We start from the raw sequence: 17,853 nt of genomic DNA, 5'->3' as shown, positions 1-17,853 counted from the left end.
GCGCGGCTTCCTACCGAGCGTGCAGCGTGCCGTTGAGCATGCGCTTCGGTTTACGCTTCGCTGTCGCTCTCGGCCAGGTCGACCAGTTCACGCACGGCCACGGCGAACAGTGCAAACCCTCCTTCACTGCCACCGCGCACTTCGTCGATCAGGCGGCACCAGCGGCGGTGTAGCTCGGCATGCTGCTCTAGCCACTGGGCTACCCGCTCTTGGGTGTCACGGCTGCCGGCTTCTAGCTTCAGAACGCTGGTAGTGAGCGCCAGCTGCTGACGGTCGATGTCGTCGCGGAAGGTTTCTCTCGCCTGGGCCTGCCAGGCATCGCGGACCTCCAGGTGGGTAACCTGCTGGATCATCCATGGTAGCTCTAAGCGGCTGCCGATTTCATAGAACACCTCGGCCACCCGTTGCGGCTTCTCGTTGGTGATCCGCGCGGCTTGAATGATGCCCAGGCCAGCGTAGAGACTCGGCGCGGCAGCCACGGTGGCGGCCAGTGCTTCCGGCACGCCAGCTTCCAGCAATTCATCACAGCGCTGGCGCCATACGGCCTGCTCTTCACCGCTGAGCAGCTCGCCAATGCCCTCCTGCAACTGCGCCAAGCGTGGGCCGAAGTACTCGATGGTGTCCTGGGTCGAGAGCCCCAGGTGCTGACGCAGGAACCAGCGCGTGGCGCGGCGGATCATGCGCATCAAATCCAGCATCATGGAGTACTGCACACGGCTGGGCACTTGGTTATCCAGCGCTTCGATCTGCGCCCACAGCGACGGCAGATTGAAGGCATCGCGGGCCACCACGTAGGCGCGGGCAATGTCCGCACGGCCAGCGCCGGTCGAATCCATCAGGCGACGCACGAAGACGATGCCCATGTGATCGACGAGATCGTTGGCCACCTGGGTGGCGACGATTTCACGCTTTAGACGGTGGTCGTACATCTCGTTCTGGTAGCGTTCGGTGAGCACGGCCGGGAACAGACGCTCCAGATGACGGTGGATATACAGATCGTCGGGCACGTCGGAGTTGATCAGGTCGCCCTTCAGGGTGCTCTTGGCGTAGGAGATCAGCACCGACAGTTCCGGTAAGCGCATGCCCTGATTGTTGCTGGCGCGCTCTTTGAGCACGTCATCGGCGGGCAGGAACTCGAGCTCGCGGTCGATTTGACCGGCGGACTCCAGCTCGCTGATGAAGCGACGGTACGGCCCCATGCCCTGGTGAGACAAGATCTCCGACAGGTCCAGTGCCTGGGTCTGGCGGTAGTTATCCAGAATCACCAGGTCGGCAACCTCTTCGGTCATGTCGGCCAGCAGCTGGTTACGCTGCTTGTCGGTCATATCGCCACGCTTGACCACTTCATCGATCAAGATTTTGATGTTGACCTCGTGATCCGAGCAGTTCACGCCGCCCGCGTTGTCGATAAAGTCGGTATAGACGCGTACCCCGTTGGCGGCGGCTTCCATCCGGCCACGCTGGGTCAGGCCCAGGTTACCGCCCTCGCCGACCACGCGGCAGTTCAATTCTTTACCGTTGATACGCAGCGCATCGTTGGCTTTGTCGCCCACATCCGCATCGGTCTCTTCAGAACTCTTCACGTAAGTACCGATGCCGCCGTTCCAAATCAGATCGACCTTTGCTTTGAGCATGGCGCGAATCAGGTCGTTGGGCGACAGGCGAGCCTCTACAATCCCAAACGCTTGCTGCATTTCCGGCGTGATGGTGATCGACTTGGCGCTGCGGCTGAACACCCCACCCCCTTGGGAGATCAGTTCGCTGCTGTAATCTTCCCAGCTGGAGCGCGGCAGATCGAACAGGCGTTTGCGCTCGGCAAAGGCCGCTGCGGCATCCGGGTTCGGGTCGACGAAGATGTGCAGGTGGTTGAAGGCGCCCACCAATTGGATCTTATCGGAAAGGAGCATACCGTTACCGAACACGTCCCCCGCCATGTCTCCGATACCCACCACGGTAAACAGGTCTTCCTGGGTATTGACGCCCAGGTTCTTGAAATGACGCTTCACGGATTCCCACGCGCCGCGAGCGGTGATTGCCATCTTCTTGTGGTCGTAGCCGTTGGCACCACCGGAAGCAAAGGCGTCACCCAACCAGTGGCCATACTCGATGGAAATCGCGTTGGCGATATCCGAGAAAGTAGCGGTGCCTTTATCGGCGGCTACCACCAAGTAAGTGTCGTCTTCATCGTGACGCACGACGTTTTGCGGCGGCACTACCTCGCCACCCACCAAGTTGTCGGTGACGTCCAATAGCGCACGAATGAAGATTTGGTAGCAGGCGATCCCTTCCTTCTGTTGGGTTTCGCGGTCGGCGTTTTCCGGCATGCGCTTACATACGAAGCCGCCCTTCGCGCCGACAGGCACGATGACCGCGTTTTTCACCTGCTGCGCTTTGACGAGGCCCAGCACTTCGGTACGGAAATCCTCGAGACGATCCGACCAGCGCAGGCCACCACGGGCCACTTTACCACCGCGCAAGTGAACGCCTTCGACACGCGGCGAGCAGACAAAGATCTCGAACGCCGGGCGCGGCTTGGGCATTCCGGTGACTTTCGACGGCTCCAACTTGTAGGCGATGTAATCCTTGAAGCGGCCACCGTCGGTGGTCTGGTAGTAGTTGGTACGCAGCGTGGCCTGAATCAGCTCCATGAAGCGGCGCAGCAGTTGGTCATCGTTGAGGCTGGCAACGCCTTCTAAGTGCTCGTTGAGTCGCGTAAGGCAGTCATCGACGTTGCTGGGCTGCTGGGCCGGGTCGAAACGCAGGCGGAACAACTCCACCAGGGTCTGGGTAATGGCCGGGTAGTTCGCCAGCGTTGCGGCAATGTAATCCTGAGACATACCGAAGCGAATCTGCTTCAAATAGCGGGCATAGCCGCGCAGCATGGCCACTTCGCGCCAGTCGAGCCCTGCGCCGATGATCAGGCGGTTGAAGGCGTCGTTATCGGCCTCGCCTGCCCAAATACGCTTGAACGCTTCGCTGAAGGTGTCGCGCATTTCGCTCAGGTTGACGCCTTCACGGCTGTGTTCCAGTTCGAAATCGTGAATCCAGTAGCGCTGCTGTGGTGCGTTGATGTCGTAGGGGCGCTCGCCAATCACGCGCAGGCCAAGGTTTTCCATCATCGGCAGCACGTCGGAGAGTGGAATTTGCGATTCGCGGTGGAACAGCTTCAGGTTCATGCCGCCCGCCTGCTCTTCCAGGGGGCGATAAAGCGACAGAGAGAGATCGTCGCCGTTATCCAAATTCAGCAGATGCTGGACATCGAACACGGCCGTGCGAGCGTTGAAATCTTCCCGGTAGCTGGCGGAGAACGCGTCGTGGAACTGATCGATCAGATGATTGGCACGCTCTTCCCCGAAGCCTTCGATCATCGCCGCCTGCAGATCGTCGCGCCAGCTGCGGGCTAGGCGAGCGACTTTACTCTCCAGGCGTTTGAGATCGTATTGGCTCGGGGCGTCGCCGTTGAAGCGCAGGATCAATTGGATACGCGCCAGCACCGACTCGGATAAGTAGGTGTTGAAGTCGCCGAAGTGCGCGTCCAACTCGTCGCAGAGCATGCCCTGAATGCGCTGGCGTAGATCGGTCGAGAACACATCACGCGGCACGAACACCAGGCAGGAATAGAACTTACCGCTGACATCGGCGCGGATGAATAGCCGCACCTGACGGCGCTCACGGATGTTGAGAATACCCAGTGCGGTGCTGGCTAGGGATTCGGTACTGATCTGGAATAGGTCATCGCGTGGGTAGACTTCCAGCACCTGCAACAGCTGCTTGCCGTTGTGGCCCTGGGGATTGAAGCCAGCGATATCCATCACGGCCTTGAGTTTACGACGCAGCAGCGGAATGTTGCGCGGCGACTCGTTGTACACCGTGGCGGTGAATAGGCCAAAGAAGCGGCGTTCGCCAATGACGTTGCCGTCATCGTCGTAGCGGTCGACGGTGATGTAATCTGGATACGTGGGTCGGTGCACGCGGGAGTGGTGGGCGCTTTTGGCGAACGAGAGCAGCTGCGGCACCAGCACATAGTCATTGTGCTCATCGACACCCTCTTCGGTGCGGATTCGCTCGCGGTAGCGCGGCTGGTCCAACCGGAACACACCCAGCACGCTGTTGGGATCACGCTGCAGCTCGTTGCCTTCTAGCAGGTACTCATCGTAGCCCAGGAAGGTGAAGTTATCTTTCAGCAACCACTCTAGGAAAGCGATGGCTTCTTCATGGTCATCCGGGTCGATCTGCGGCGGGCAATTTTTTTCCAGCTCTTGAATGGCGGAGGTAATTTGACCGCACATGGCATCGAAATCGCCCACGGCGGTACGCACGTCCCGCAGCACTTCGTGCAGATTACGCTCGATTTTTGCCAGGGATTCGGCATCGGTGTGGCGATCGACTTCGATGACGATCAGCGATTCACGGGCGTCCGGTGCATTCTCATCTTTGGGAGAGGTGAGCGCCTTCAGCTGATGCTGGCTATCACGGGCCACGGCGAACACGGCGTTTTGAATGGCGTGTACCGTTAGGCCGCGACGGTTGAGTTCGATGCGCACGGAATCGACCAAAAACGGCATGTCTTCATGCAGCACCGCCACGAAGGTGTGGGTAGACTGCCAGCCATGCTCTTCGAAATCCGGGTTGAAAATGCGTACTTTAGGGCTTTTCGGATCATGGTGCTGGAGGAACTGCCAGATGGACAGCGTCGCACCGTACAGGTCGTCTAAACGACGGTCGACCAAGTCTTCCACCGGCACCGTGGCATAAAAGTGGCGCGCAAAGGCTTCGATATCGGCCGCCCGCGCTGGCTCCAGTCGCGCTTCCAAGCGCTCTTGTAGCTGCTTTAAAAGATCCCGCCGACTCTCTTCGATCGCAACGTAATGCATCCATCACCTCGACTGCCTGGGGCCACTACTTAGGCCAAAAAAACGAAGGACAATAGGCCTTTAGGCCACACTACCCATTAGCTTACGCTACCCATCATCGCCACCCTAACCATCTGACAGGTTATTCATGGTGTATACCGCTTGTGCATCATAAGCACTATTGACAAGTTCCACGCGTCTCATGTGAGTGCGCTCAAGGCTGTCGACGGGTCAGCAGCACGCCACATTCACAGTGGTGGGTAAACGGAAACTGGTCAAATAGGGCGAATCGCTCGATGTCATGGGTCTTGGTCAGCAGCGCTAAATTTTCGGCCAGTGTGACCGGGTTGCATGAAATATAGACGATTTGAGCGTATTCGCTGACTTGATGGCAGCTCTGCTCATCCAGTCCCGCCCGAGGTGGGTCGACCAGCACGGTCGTGAAGTCGTACTCGTCGAGGGCCATGTCGGCCACGCGGCGGCCCGCCTTCTCGCCTTTCAGGGCCAACGAAAACTCTTCCGCCGACATACGCGCTACGTGAGCATTGGTCACACCGTTGGCATCGAGATTGACGTTGGCGCTGGCTACCGAGGTGCGCGAAATTTCAGTGGCCAGTACGCGGCGGAAATTGTCGGCCAGAGCGATCGTGAAGTTGCCGTTGCCGCAGTAGAGCTCCACCAAATCCTCGTCCTGACGACCTTGCGTGACCTCTTTGGCCCAGCTCAGCATGGTTTGACAGATATGCGCGTTGGGCTGGGTAAAACTGTTTTCCACCTGCTGATAGTGCAGCGTGCGGCCATCTACCGTGAGCTTCTCCCATACATGGTCCTGGGTGAGCACGAGGCGCTGCTTGCGAGAACGACCAATAATCATGATACCCAGCGCGCGCTCTAGCGCACGGGCTTCCGCCTCCCAGGCATCACCCAGCGGGCGGTGATAGATCAGCGTTACCAGCGCTTGACCAGAGAGTGTGGTCAGAAACTCCACCTGAAACAGACGGCGACGCAGCTCATCGCTAGCTAAAAACGCCTCTCGCAGTTGGGGCATCAACGCGTTGATCTGGGCACTAGCCACAGGAAACTGGTCGAGGCGTACCACCCGTTTGTTTTTAGGATTCTCTGGGTCGACCTCGAACATGGCATAGAACAGATCGTCCGCTTCATGCCAGATACGAAACTCGCAGCGTTGACGATAGTGACTCGGCGGCGAGGGATACACCTCCAGTTCAGGCGTATCGAACGCGGCGAAGGTGGTGGCCACGTAGGCTTGCTTATCGGCCAGCTGCTCATCGTAATGTGCTGGGTCTACAGTCGGGATCGCCAAGGTGGCTCCTCTCTACTCATGGTGAACGTCTTGGAAGATGCGCTGCTCGTTGGCAGCCTAGCGGGCGTTGGGCAATTCGAGCGGTTGCGCTGGCTGAAAACCGTAGCGGGCAAAGCCATCGGTCAATGCGATCGCGGGGGCAGTCGTAAAGCAGCGGTCATCGACGGTGTGGCTAACGAGCGCGGTGGCAACCTGGCCGACCCGTCGCGCAATGGCATCGCCAGAATCGACCCAAGTGATAGGCACCGGTGCCAGCGATGCTAGCTGTGGCTGCAAAAGCGGAAAATGGGTGCAGCCTAACACCACGGTATCTAACGCCGGTTGGGTCTGGGTGGCTTGCCATAGCGGTGCCAGCACCTGACGCATGCGTTCCACGTCAAAGGGCGCTCCCCCCAGCCAGGCCTCGGCCGCGGTCACCAAATCGCCCGCAGCGACCCGGGTAACCACACAGTCGCTGGCAAAGCTGTCGATCAATCCTTGTGTGTAGGGACGGTTCACCGTGGCCGCCGTCGCCAGCAAACCAATATGACGCGTGGCACTCAGCTTGGCCGCCGACTTGATCGCTGGCACGGTGCCCACGACCGGTATCGAAAGCGCTTGACGCAGCTTCTCAAGTGCCAGGGTGCTCGCGGTGTTACACGCCACGACCAGCACGCTAGCCTGACAGGCGCGCACCGCCGCTTGGCACACCGTCACGATACGCGCAGCAAGCGTTGCGTCGTCGCGCAGTCCGTAGGGTAACCAAGCGTTATCGCAAGCGTAACAGAGAGCCGCCGAAGGGTAGTGTTGACGCAGCGCATGGGCGACGGAAAGCCCGCCCACGCCAGAATCGAAAATCAGTATTGGCCCTGCCATTACCCCTCACCTGCCCATCCGTTCTATTGAAATACCGCGTTGATCAACGCCGGTGACGTTTGTTATCACGCGTTAGCGTGACGTTTCAGCCGCCCATAAAAAAGGGGCGCTAGTTTAACACGCCCCGTTCGGCACTGAAGGTGTCACATGCTGAGATTACAGAGCAGGTACGTCGGCGCCGCGCAGCTCGGCGTATAACTCTGGATAGGCAAGCTGAAGTCGCTCTAACTCTTTTTCCGCCTCTTCGGGCAGGGCTTGGCGTAGCTCCTCCAGATCATCTGGGGTGAAATGTTTGTCGATCAACGGGAAAAGCCCCTCACGTTCATGACGCAGATAGCCGCGATGCGCCTCCAAGTACGCTTTGAGGTCGTCGGCAAAGCGGTCCATCGGCAGAATGTTGTCCATGAGGATCATGTCAATATCATGGGAAAGGCGCATCAAGCGAGGCTTGAGCTCACGATAATCGCTGGCCATTTGCTCCATGAGTGGCAAGTGTTCAGGGGCCTGCACCTGCAACCGCTCGACACAAATACGCTCTAACGGCGTTGCGAACCCCTCCATGTAAGACAGGATATAGTCCACCACTTCGCGCATCAGCTGAAAGTCAGGCCGTTCTCCGCTAGCCAAGGTTTTTTGCTTGAGCTGCAGCACATGGAGCATTCGCGCCATGTTGGCATGATCTAGACGCAGTTGGTTTAACATCGTGCCGTCTCCTTAGTGAGTGTCATGCTGGCTGCTTTCTACTGCAGTCAGCACGCGATCATGAGCTGGGTTCTACTACACTAGCGTTAATCCTTGTCCTGCGCCTCCGCGATATTCAATCACATGGGCGCTTCTTTACGGTCATGCCAAAAGGTAGCCTGACGTAACCTCTTTTACCACAGACACTTGTTAAGCATTGGTTGTTCAACGTCTCGATTTACAACGGAAGTTTATATGGATCTTTTTGACGCAACCCCGGGTGACGACGCGCCGCTGGCCTATCGTATGCGCCCGTTGACCCTGGACGACTATATCGGTCAACAAGCACTCGTCGGGCCTGACAAACCTCTACGTCGCATGGCCGAATCAGGCGTGGTGCGCTCGATGATTTTATGGGGACCACCCGGCGTTGGTAAGACCACGCTTGCTGAGCTCCTAGCACGTGCATCCAACGCGCAGCTCGAGCACCTGAGTGCAGTGATGGCTGGCGTCAAAGAGATACGAACGGTCGTAGAGCGCGCTCGTCAGCGCACCGCGCCAACGCTTCTCTTTTTAGATGAGATCCACCGCCTGAACAAGAGCCAGCAGGATGCACTGCTGCCCCACGTGGAGTCTGGTCTTTTGACGCTGATCGGCGCTACCACCGAAAACCCCTCTTTCGAAGTCAACTCGGCCCTGCTCTCCCGAGCACGCGTGTATGTCCTGAAGTCATTGACCCAGCAAGAGCTGGTCGAGGTCATGGAGCAAGCGCTTGCCGATACCGAGCGGGGACTTGGCAAGCGTGCCATCGAGGTAGAGACCGGTGTATTGGACGCGTTGGCCCACGCCAGTGCCGGCGATGCTCGGCGAGCCTTGGGGCTACTGGAAACCGCCTGCGATTTCACAGAACAACAGAGTGGTCGTGAGGTGTTACGTCAGGCAGTACTGGCGGACGTGGTGGGTCATCACACCAGCGCGTTCGATAAACAGGGCGATGCGTATTACGACCTGCTTTCGGCGATTCATAAATCGATTCGCTCCTCTCGTCCCGATGCCGCGCTCCTCTACATGGCGCGCTTCATCCAAGGCGGCGGCGACCCGCTGGATATAGTAAGACGTTTGACAGCCATCGCTTCGGAGGACGTCGGCAATGCCGACCCTCGCGCGCTACCGCTAGTGATTGCTGCCTGGGATGCCTATTTGCGATTGGGCGATTACGAGGGCCAGCGCGCGATTGCCCATGCCGCGATCCATTTGGCTGTCGCTCCAAAAAGTAACCGTATAGACCGCGCCTGGAAGAGCGCCCAGCAGTTCGTTCAGCAGCAGCCTCAGGTGGAAGTGCCCACTTACCTACGTAACGCACCAACCAAGCTCATGGAGCAGCTCGGCCATGGTGAAGGCTATCGCTACGCTCACAACGAGCCAAACGGATATCCAGCAGGCAGCGCCCACGACTGCTGGCCAGAAGACGTGCCCAAAACACGCTTCTACGAGCCGAGCCCGTTTGGCCAGGAGAAACGGTTCGGGGAAATCATGGCGTGGCGGGAAGAGCGCGACCAAGAAGCAGATCGGGCGCCTTAGAGCGCCCGATCGTAATCTACTGATTCACCCTCTACATCTCTTCGCGAATCACGTCCGTACCTTCGGGGATCTGGAAATCGAACAGATCGCGGTCGATAGTGCCATTGCGAGTGATGCCGCTAAAGGTGATGGCAGTGCGCTGACCGGTACTGTCCATCATCCAGAGCTCGGTGAGAGTATCGCCGTCGAAGACCATGCTGAGCTCCTCGAACAGCGTATCGGCCAGCGTCGGCATCAAGGTAAAGACATCGTCGCCATCCTGCTGCTCGTAGAACACATCGTAACTTGCCGTCAATTCATCGGCGCTGCCTGATAACAACAGCGCGGGCGTATGGGTCACACGGTCATCCATCGCCTGTACCGTGACCTGCTCCAAGTCAGGATCGTAGAGATACACCTCCTCACCATCGGAGACCACGGTTTGCGAATAAGGTGCCTCGACTTCCCAGCGCAGCATGCCGGGCCGCGACAGCCACATTTCCCCACGTGCGCTCTGCAAACGATCACCGCTGCCATCGAGAATCTGCTGCTCGAAGGTGGCGTGGTAGTTTTCCAACGGATCCAAGCGCTCGGTGAGCCGCTCTGCCGCCTCGTTGGCCCAGGCAGTCATAGGGGCAGCAAAAGTCAATCCCAGCGCACTGGCGGCCAGTGCCAATGCCGGTGAGCGGCGGTTAGAGGGTTCGCGCATGTTCTTTCTCCCTAGGCATTCATTGCCGAATAGCGGACGAGGCAAAGAGCGTAAAAAGCTCCGTATGCCCCTCAGACGCGAAACGCGCCGCAGGGTTTCACCGGCGGCGCGACTTTCACGCTTATTGCATGGTTGACGTGTTAATGGCCCACCGGCGGCGGCGCCAGCACCTCGCGGGCACCGTTGGTACCCATGGAGGAGACCACCCCGGCCCCTTCCATGGCCTCGACCAGACGTGCGGCCCGGTTATAACCGATCTTGAAGCGCCGCTGTACGGCAGAAATCGACGCTTTTCGCGTTTCAGTAACGAACTGCACCGCTTCGTCATAGAGCGCGTCCTGTTCGGCATCATCGCCATCGACGCCTTCCGCTTCGAGCCCGGTTAGCGCATCGGCAGATACGCCGCCGGAAAGAATCTCTTCGATGTACTCCGGCTCGCCTCGACGCTTCCAGTCATCGACCACCCGGTGGACTTCATCGTCGTCCACGAAGGCACCATGGACACGATTCGGTGGACCGGAGCCCGCGGGCAAGTAGAGCATATCGCCATGACCCAACAGACTTTCGGCACCGCCCTGGTCGAGAATGGTGCGCGAATCGATCCGCGAGGAGACCTGGAACGCCATCCGTGACGGAATGTTCGCCTTGATCAGGCCGGTCACCACATCCACCGACGGGCGCTGAGTAGCCAGAATCAGATGGATACCGGCAGCCCGCGCTTTCTGCGCCAGCCGCGCGATCAGCTCTTCGACCTTTTTGCCGACGATCATGAACATATCGGCAAACTCATCGATGACCACTACGATATAGGGCAGCTTTTCCAGCACTGGAGGCGTTTGATGCATTTCCCAGGGCTGGGGCTCCCATAGCGGGTCGGCCACCTGGGCACCGGCACGTTCGGCTTCATCGAGGCGCGCGTTAAACCCGGCGATGTTACGCACGCCCATGGCGGCCATCAGCTTGTAACGGCGCTCCATTTCAGCCACACACCAACGCAAGCTATTGGCAGCTTCCTTCATATCGGTGACGACAGGCGCCAGCAAATGCGGTATGCCGTCATACACCGACAGCTCCAGCATCTTGGGATCGACCATGATCAGCTTGAGTTCATCGGGTGTAGCCTTGAGCAGCATGGAGATCAGCATGGCGTTGACCCCCACCGACTTACCCGAACCGGTCGTACCGGCCACCAACAGGTGGGGCATTTTGCCCAAATTCGCCACTACCGGACCACCGCCAATATCTTGGCCAAGTGCCATCGTCAGCGGTGAATTCTCCTGCTGGTAGCGGTCCGAATCGATCACTTCACGCAAACGAATCATTGCGCGATGCGGGTTGGGAATTTCGATACCCACCGTGGGGCGGCCAGGGATGACCTCGACCACACGCACGCTCTTGACCATCAGCGAACGAGCAAGGTCTTTGGCCAGGTTACTGATTTTGGAAACCTTCACCCCGGCGGCAGGTTTGATCTCGAAACGTGTAATGACCGGCCCCGGCCACGTATCGACCACTTCAGCTTTAACACCGTATTCGCGTAACCTGACTTCCAGGAGTTCCGCCATATCGGCCAGCTGCTCATCCGTGTAGTTCGGCTGATGCGGCTCCGGCGGCGTGAGCAGCTGCAGGCTGGGCACCTCGCCCTCGGGCTCTGGAAGCGTTTCAAACGACGGACGCTGACTCTGTAGATGTTCGACGGTCCAGAGCGTCGGTCCATTGTCTGACTCTTCTTCGGCCGACTCGGTCGAGAACGTAGGCTCATGGCGCGCGCTGGCCGGCGCCTGCATGGCGGTCTTGACCGGTAGCTCGTCGTCATCGTCATCCCACACCGGCTCGGGCACCACCTCGGGTACGCGCTCACGACGCGACTCCGCAGACATCGGCGTTGGCCGATAAGCGGGATCGCTTTCGTCACTGCGCAGCGTCGTAGGAGCGGGGGCGGGTGCTACCTCTGGTTCTGGTGCTGGCTCTGAACGGCGAGCCAGCTCAACGGGCGTAATGGATTCCGAGGTCTCTTCTGGCTCATTGCGTAACGCGCGTAGCGGCACGGTCGGGGCAACGTCCTCGCTCGTTTGCTCTTCGCCAGCGCTTAAAGGTGAGTACTCACTCTCTTCCTGACGCACGGCAGGCTCTGGCTCATCCACGGGCTTGGTCGCAAATGCGTGCGCGTTTGGCAAGGATGTCTCAAGCGCTTCGAGCGGTACCTCTGTATCGGCGATAGAGGGTATCGGCTCTGGTTCTGGCTCCGGAGCAGGCTCTTGGACGTCCTCCGGAGCGTGAGCGGAGAGCGGCATGATCGGCTCTTCAGGCGCGTCTTTCTCTGGCGTCATCTTCGGAGAAGGCGCTGTCTCCAACTCGGGGTCTTGAGATGCGGCAGCCGCGGGAGGGGCCGGTGCATGACGCTCGCTCAGCACAGCGGCCGCTTCCCAGGGAATCGACGTATCGGTGACCGACGACGCCTCATCCTCTGCGGGTGCCGAGAAGCTCGGCTCACGGCGCTCGCGACGACCGACAGGTGAGCGCTCACTGACGGTAGGGCGCACGGGGGGCTCAATTGCTTCACTGGCCCGAGGCGTGGTCGTCGCCACTTCGTCATCGACGGGATCGGTACTCGTGTCACTCGGCTCAGCCCAGGAGCGCTGCTTCACTTTCTTGGACGCTGCCTTGGCCGCTGCGCGCACCGCGGCCCGTTCGGCACGCTTTTCACGCCGCTTGGCACGGCGCTCGCCAAACCAACCGCCGATACGACAAAGTTTACGACCGACTTCATCGGCCACTTGCAGCCAAGACATACCGCTAAACAGCGGGAAACCAATGAGAATGAGCGCTGCAGCGATCAACCCTACTCCGCCACTACTGACGAGCGGTTTTAAGGTGCCCACCAGCCCCTCTCCCAATATACCGCCAGAGGCATAGGGCAAAATGCTATCGGGATGGTAAAAGTGCAGTGCCCCCAACATGGTCGTGCCGAACATCAGCAGCACTAGCCCGCCCGCACGTACGGCGATGGCCACTGGGTCTAGCTCGAAGCGTACCTGGCGAGAGCGCATCAGCCACCAGGCGGCGTAACCAAACATACCCGGCCACCATAGGGCACTTGCACCCAGCAGTGAATAGAGCACATCGGCCAGCCAAGCACCCACGGGCCCCATCCAGTTGCGAACCTCGGTTTCGGGGCCTTGGTACGACCAGCCTGGGTCGGCAGGATGGTAACTAAACAGGGCCAACAGCAAGAAGACGCAGAGCGCCAGCATGACGACCACCACCCCTTCACGGGCAGAGCCTTGCAAGCGCAGGCCAACGCGGCGCGCCTTATCCTTCGCGGCATTGACCCGCGCCGATGATTGAGAACTCGATGGTGACTGACGCGACTGCCGCTGCGTTCGCTTGTCTACCGCCTTATTTACTTTCAAGCGATTCTCCCTTTACACCACACGGTGTCTTTAATCCACTTGCGAGTTTGCATCATACCGAGCATCCTTCCGCCGTCACAGCGCTTCGACGGACGCCACTAGCAACAGGAGCAAGCGATGCTACCTTGGCTCTCATCGCCACACCCCACTTTTCCTTCTACCGAACAGGCGTTGGAGAACCCTAACGGCCTGTTGGCTGCCGGTGGAGAGCTTACACCAGCCTGGCTGGTAGACGCTTACCGAAAAGGGATATTTCCTTGGTATAGCGACGATGACCCCATTTTATGGTGGAGCCCAGATCCACGCATGATACTGCTGCCTGAACAGTTTAAACGACGCCGCAGCCTTGCTAAACGGCTGCGACATAGTGGCTTTAGCGTGACGCTGAATCAACACTTTGCCCAGGTAATCGAAGCGTGCGCTGCGCCACGTAAAGACGAGCTGGGCACCTGGATCAATCCTTCCATGCGCGACGCTTACCAGAGGCTGCATGCATTGGGCATTGCCCACAGTGTCGAGGTCCACCATGGGGGCCAGCTGGTAGGCGGACTCTATGGCTTGGCGATGGGGCCGGTATTTTTCGGCGAGTCGATGTTTTCACGCCAGCCAGACGCCTCTAAAATTGCCCTCGCCCACTTGGCAAGCGCCATGCACACTTACGGCGGCAAGCTCATCGACTGCCAGGTGCATACACCGCATCTGGCCAGCCTCGGCGCAACAACGGTCGCCCGGCGAACGTTCATCAACTATCTTGAGAAGTGGCTGCCAGAAAAGGCGTTTTGCTTATCCAGCACTGAGACTCAAGCGCCCCAGGTGCCAGAATCTCCGTGGCTTGCAGCCATTGCTTCAAACGCAACAGCACAGTGACCGCCGTTCATGATCAAGGAGGCAAGCCGTGAGTAGTAACGCTCCTCGCCGCCCCGTGCGGGATTTGCGCTTCTTCCTAACCGTTCCTCATGCCTGCAGCTACTTGCCAGGCAAAGAGGCTACTACGCTGTTTCTTGACCCCCAGGAGTCACCCGTGCCAGGGGTGTACGACTCACTGTCGCTGCTGGGTTTCCGACGCAGCGGGCGCCACTTATACCGCCCCCACTGCGAGGGATGCAACGCTTGTCGATCGGTGCGGATTCCGGTGGATCACTTTAGCGCCAACCGCACCCAGCGAAAAGTCTGGCGGCGCAATGCCGATATCGAAACGCGTGTCATCCCAGCGCGCTTCGATGCTTCGCACTACGCGCTCTACGCTGACTACATTCGACAGCGACACGCTGACGGCGATATGTTCCCACCCAGCCGCGACCAATATCGCACCTTTTTGACGCTGGAAGAACCTTACGCCCATTTGCTGGAAATGTATCTCGACGACGAACTGGTGGCCGTGGCAGCGTTCGACCAGCTCGAACATGGACTATCGGCCATCTATACGTTTTTCAAAGTGGATGATGCGTTAGAGAAACGATCCTTGGGCACGTTTGCCATTTTAAAGCTAATCGAGCTTTGCCAAGAGAAACGGCTTCCCCACCTTTACCTTGGCTACTGGATCGAGGAGTGCCGAAAAATGCGATACAAGCAGGCGTTTTCGCCTATCGAGCTGCTCGATGGTCGCCACTGGCGCCCCTTAATTCGCTAATCTGAGCAGCTTTTTTGCCTTGACGGCAGGCTTACGGCACAATATAGCGCTGTTTCTTAGGCGTGCAGGTCTGTGCCAACGCCGTCGGAAACACTCATTCGACTATCCACGATATCTAAAAGTGAGGATCTGCCTATATGGCACGCGAAGATCATATTGAAATGGAAGGCGTGATCGTTGACACCCTTCCCAATACCATGTTCCGGGTTGAGCTTGAAAACGGCCATGTCGTGACCGCTCACATCTCTGGCAAAATGCGTAAAAACTACATCCGCATTCTGACTGGCGACAAGGTCAAGGTAGAACTAACGCCCTACGACCTGTCCAAAGGCCGTATCGTTTATCGCTCGCGCTAAGCCTTGAGTGTGCCCTCAAGCAACGTCTGCTCACAGATCGCGTCCCACGGCTATTAGTAGCACCGCGTAAAGACGGCGCCGCTCCCTGGAAACGACAACGCCCCGTCGAAGACAGGGCGCTGTGCGTGCTAGCGAGTATGCATTACTGCTTGTCGGTCATCTTAGCGCCCTTTTCAGGGCGCATCTGCCATTTCCGACTCTGTCGAAAGATGAAGCTCTCCCTCCTCCAGGCTAACATGTACGATACCACCGTGCTCGGCCAGCTCTCCAAACAGAATCATCTCTGCGAGTGGCTTCTTGAGCTTCTCTTGGATCAAGCGAGCCATCGGCCTTGCCCCCATATCCGGGTCGTAGCCTTTCTCTGCTAGCCAATCCCGGGCGACGTCGTCTACATCCAGCTGCACGCGCTTCTCGTCTAGTTGCGCTTGAAGCTCGATCAGGAACTTGTCGACCACGTTGCGCACTACCGTCGTGGGCAGCGCATGGAATTGAATGATGCCGTCCAGGCGGTTACGGAATTCCGGCGAGAAGGTCCGACGAATCACTTCCATCGCATCCGTCGAGTGATCCTGGCTCTGGAAACCGATAGAGCGACGCGACGCCTGCTCCGCCCCAGCGTTCGAGGTCATGATCAAAATCACATGGCGGAAGTCTGCCTCGCGGCCGTTGTTGTCCGTCAAACGACCGTGATCCATGACCTGCAATAGCAGATTGAAGACTTCTGGATGCGCTTTTTCGATTTCGTCGAGAAGCAGCACGCAGTGCGGCTGTTTGGTGACGGCCTCGGTCAGTAGCCCACCCTGGTCATACCCCACATAGCCTGGAGGCGCACCGATCAAACGCGACACGGTGTGACGCTCCATGTACTCCGACATATCGAAACGCACCAGCTCGATGCCCATGATATGCGCAAGTTGCTTGGCTACTTCCGTTTTACCGACCCCAGTCGGGCCTGCGAACAGGAAACTGCCCACGGGCTTATCGGGAGATTTCAGGCCCGCACGGGAGAGCTTGATGGCCGCCGACAGTGAATCGATCGCTTCGTCTTGACCAAACACCAACATTTTCAGGTCGCGGTCCAACTTCTCGAGCTGTTTACGATCCGAACTTGAGACGCTCTTCGGCGGAATGCGCGCAATGGAGGCCACCACGGCTTCCACCTGCTCCACGTCGATCGTCGTAGCGCGTACCTCAGGGGGTAGCATCCGCTGATGCGCACCCGCTTCGTCGATCACGTCGATCGCTTTATCGGGCAGGAATCGATCGTTGATGTAGCGATCCGCCAATCGGGCCGCACTTTCCAACGCACCGTCGGTGTATTTCAGTTCGTGGTGCTCTTCGAAGCGCGAACGCAGCCCTTTGAGAATCTTGATGGTGTCCTCAACGGACGGTGCCAGCACGTCGACCTTTTGGAAGCGGCGTGCCAAGGCGCGGTCTTTCTCGAAAATTCCGCGGAACTCCTGGAACGTGGTCGAACCAATGCAGCGCAGCTCGCCTGAAGAGAGCAGCGGTTTCAACAGATTGGAGGCGTCCATTACGCCGCCCGAGGCAGCGCCCGCGCCAATGACCGTGTGAATCTCATCGATGAACAAGATGGCATTGGGCTGTTTGCGCAGCTCGCTCAGCAAGCTCTTGAGGCGCTTTTCGAAATCGCCACGGTATTTGGTGCCTGCCAATAGCGCGCCCATGTCCAATGAGTAGACCACCGCATCGGCGATCACTTCGGGCACGTCTTCTTCGACGATGCGTTTGGCCAGGCCTTCAGCAATGGCGGTTTTGCCCACGCCCGCCTCACCCACCAGCAGCGGGTTGTTCTTACGACGACGGGCCAGGATTTGCACGACACGCTCGAGCTCGTGATCACGACCAATTAGCGGGTCGATTTTACCCTGGCGCGCCTGCTCGTTCAGGTTGGTGGCATAGCCCGTCAGCGGGTGAGCGGCACCTTCGGCACTGCCCTCTTCTGCATCGTCGTTTTCTTGAGAAGAGGGAGAGGGTGAAGGGCCATGACCAGACACTTTCGAGATGCCGTGAGCAATGTAATTTACTGCATCGACCCGTGCCACACTCTGTTGCTTCAAGAAATAGACTGCCTGACTCTCTTGCTCAGAGAAGATCGCTACTAGCACGTTAGCGCCTGTTACTTCACTCTTGCCAGACGATTGAACATGGAATACCGCACGCTGAAGCACGCGTTGGAAGCCCAGCGTTGGCTGTGTTTCACGGTCACCCTGCCCCTCGGGGATCAGCGGTGTGGTCGAATTGATGAAATCCTGCAGATCGGACCGCAGCTTGTCGAGGTTTGCCCCGCACGCCTTCAGCACATCCACCGCAGAAGCATTGTCTAGCAGCGCCAGAAGCAGATGCTCGACGGTCATAAACTCGTGGCGCTTCGAGCGAGCCACGGTGAAGGCCGTGTTCAGGGTCAGTTCAAGTTCTTTGCTCAGCATGGCAGTCCCCTTTTCGCTACTA

Annotated in this window: 11 protein-coding genes; 4 read left to right on the top strand and 7 right to left on the bottom strand. The window is 58.6% G+C overall.

Features of this window, described 5'->3' with window-relative positions; translation table 11 throughout:
* Nucleotides 1–50: 50 nt before the first annotated feature.
* The 4 genes from FRH_RS11280 to FRH_RS11265 all read right to left on the bottom strand — a co-directional run bounded on the left by FRH_RS11280 (nucleotide 51) and on the right by FRH_RS11265 (nucleotide 7,734).
* The gene (locus FRH_RS11280; RefSeq protein WP_281996872.1) at nucleotides 51–4,874 is read right to left on the bottom strand and encodes an NAD-glutamate dehydrogenase; all 4,824 of its coding nucleotides are present in this window, start codon (nucleotides 4,872–4,874) and stop codon (nucleotides 51–53) included.
* Between the two features lie 193 nt (nucleotides 4,875–5,067).
* Nucleotides 5,068–6,177, bottom strand: a complete 1,110-nt coding sequence (gene trmA, locus FRH_RS11275) for a tRNA (uridine(54)-C5)-methyltransferase TrmA (RefSeq protein ID WP_139525481.1) — start codon at nucleotides 6,175–6,177, stop codon at nucleotides 5,068–5,070.
* Between the two features lie 57 nt (nucleotides 6,178–6,234).
* Nucleotides 6,235–7,032: a glutamate racemase gene (gene murI, locus FRH_RS11270; protein WP_139525480.1), complete on the bottom strand. Its 798-nt coding sequence runs from the start codon at nucleotides 7,030–7,032 to the stop codon at nucleotides 6,235–6,237.
* A 156-nt stretch (nucleotides 7,033–7,188) separates the two neighbouring features.
* A complete protein-coding gene (locus tag FRH_RS11265; protein WP_139525479.1) occupies nucleotides 7,189–7,734 on the bottom strand; it encodes a hemerythrin domain-containing protein in 546 nt (181 codons plus the stop codon).
* A 234-nt stretch (nucleotides 7,735–7,968) separates the two neighbouring features.
* On the opposite strand from FRH_RS11265, the gene FRH_RS11260 reads away from it, so the two are divergent.
* A complete protein-coding gene (locus FRH_RS11260) occupies nucleotides 7,969–9,294 on the top strand; it encodes a replication-associated recombination protein A (RefSeq protein ID WP_139525478.1) in 1,326 nt (441 codons plus the stop codon).
* Between the two features lie 31 nt (nucleotides 9,295–9,325).
* Here FRH_RS11260 and lolA read toward each other — a convergent pair whose 3' ends face one another.
* The gene (gene lolA / locus FRH_RS11255; RefSeq protein WP_139525477.1) at nucleotides 9,326–9,982 is read right to left on the bottom strand and encodes an outer membrane lipoprotein chaperone LolA; all 657 of its coding nucleotides are present in this window, start codon (nucleotides 9,980–9,982) and stop codon (nucleotides 9,326–9,328) included.
* Between the two features lie 140 nt (nucleotides 9,983–10,122).
* Nucleotides 10,123–13,395 carry a DNA translocase FtsK 4TM domain-containing protein gene (locus tag FRH_RS11250; RefSeq protein WP_139525476.1) on the bottom strand — a complete coding sequence of 1,091 codons (3,273 nt, stop codon included), beginning with the start codon at nucleotides 13,393–13,395 and terminating at the stop codon, nucleotides 10,123–10,125.
* Nucleotides 13,396–13,512: 117 nt separating this feature from the next.
* On the opposite strand from FRH_RS11250, the gene aat reads away from it, so the two are divergent.
* From aat to infA, 3 genes are all read left to right on the top strand, one after another.
* Nucleotides 13,513–14,262, top strand: coding sequence for a leucyl/phenylalanyl-tRNA--protein transferase (gene aat / locus FRH_RS11245; protein ID WP_139525475.1), 750 nt, complete (start codon nucleotides 13,513–13,515; stop codon nucleotides 14,260–14,262).
* 28 nt (nucleotides 14,263–14,290) lie between these two features.
* A complete protein-coding gene (locus FRH_RS11240) occupies nucleotides 14,291–15,025 on the top strand; it encodes an arginyltransferase (protein ID WP_139525474.1) in 735 nt (244 codons plus the stop codon).
* A 137-nt stretch (nucleotides 15,026–15,162) separates the two neighbouring features.
* Nucleotides 15,163–15,381 (top strand): translation initiation factor IF-1, encoded by a 219-nt coding sequence (gene infA, locus FRH_RS11235; protein ID WP_007111068.1) that lies wholly within the window; start codon nucleotides 15,163–15,165, stop codon nucleotides 15,379–15,381.
* Nucleotides 15,382–15,554: 173 nt separating this feature from the next.
* Here infA and clpA read toward each other — a convergent pair whose 3' ends face one another.
* The gene (gene clpA, locus FRH_RS11230; protein WP_139525473.1) at nucleotides 15,555–17,831 is read right to left on the bottom strand and encodes an ATP-dependent Clp protease ATP-binding subunit ClpA; all 2,277 of its coding nucleotides are present in this window, start codon (nucleotides 17,829–17,831) and stop codon (nucleotides 15,555–15,557) included.
* Nucleotides 17,832–17,853 lie beyond the last annotated feature (22 nt).

This window comes from Halomonas sp. A020 (genome assembly GCF_027943625.1).
GTDB classification, from domain to species: Bacteria; Pseudomonadota; Gammaproteobacteria; order Pseudomonadales; family Halomonadaceae; genus Vreelandella; species Vreelandella piezotolerans.
This window is presented reverse-complemented; position numbering and strand designations above follow the sequence as displayed.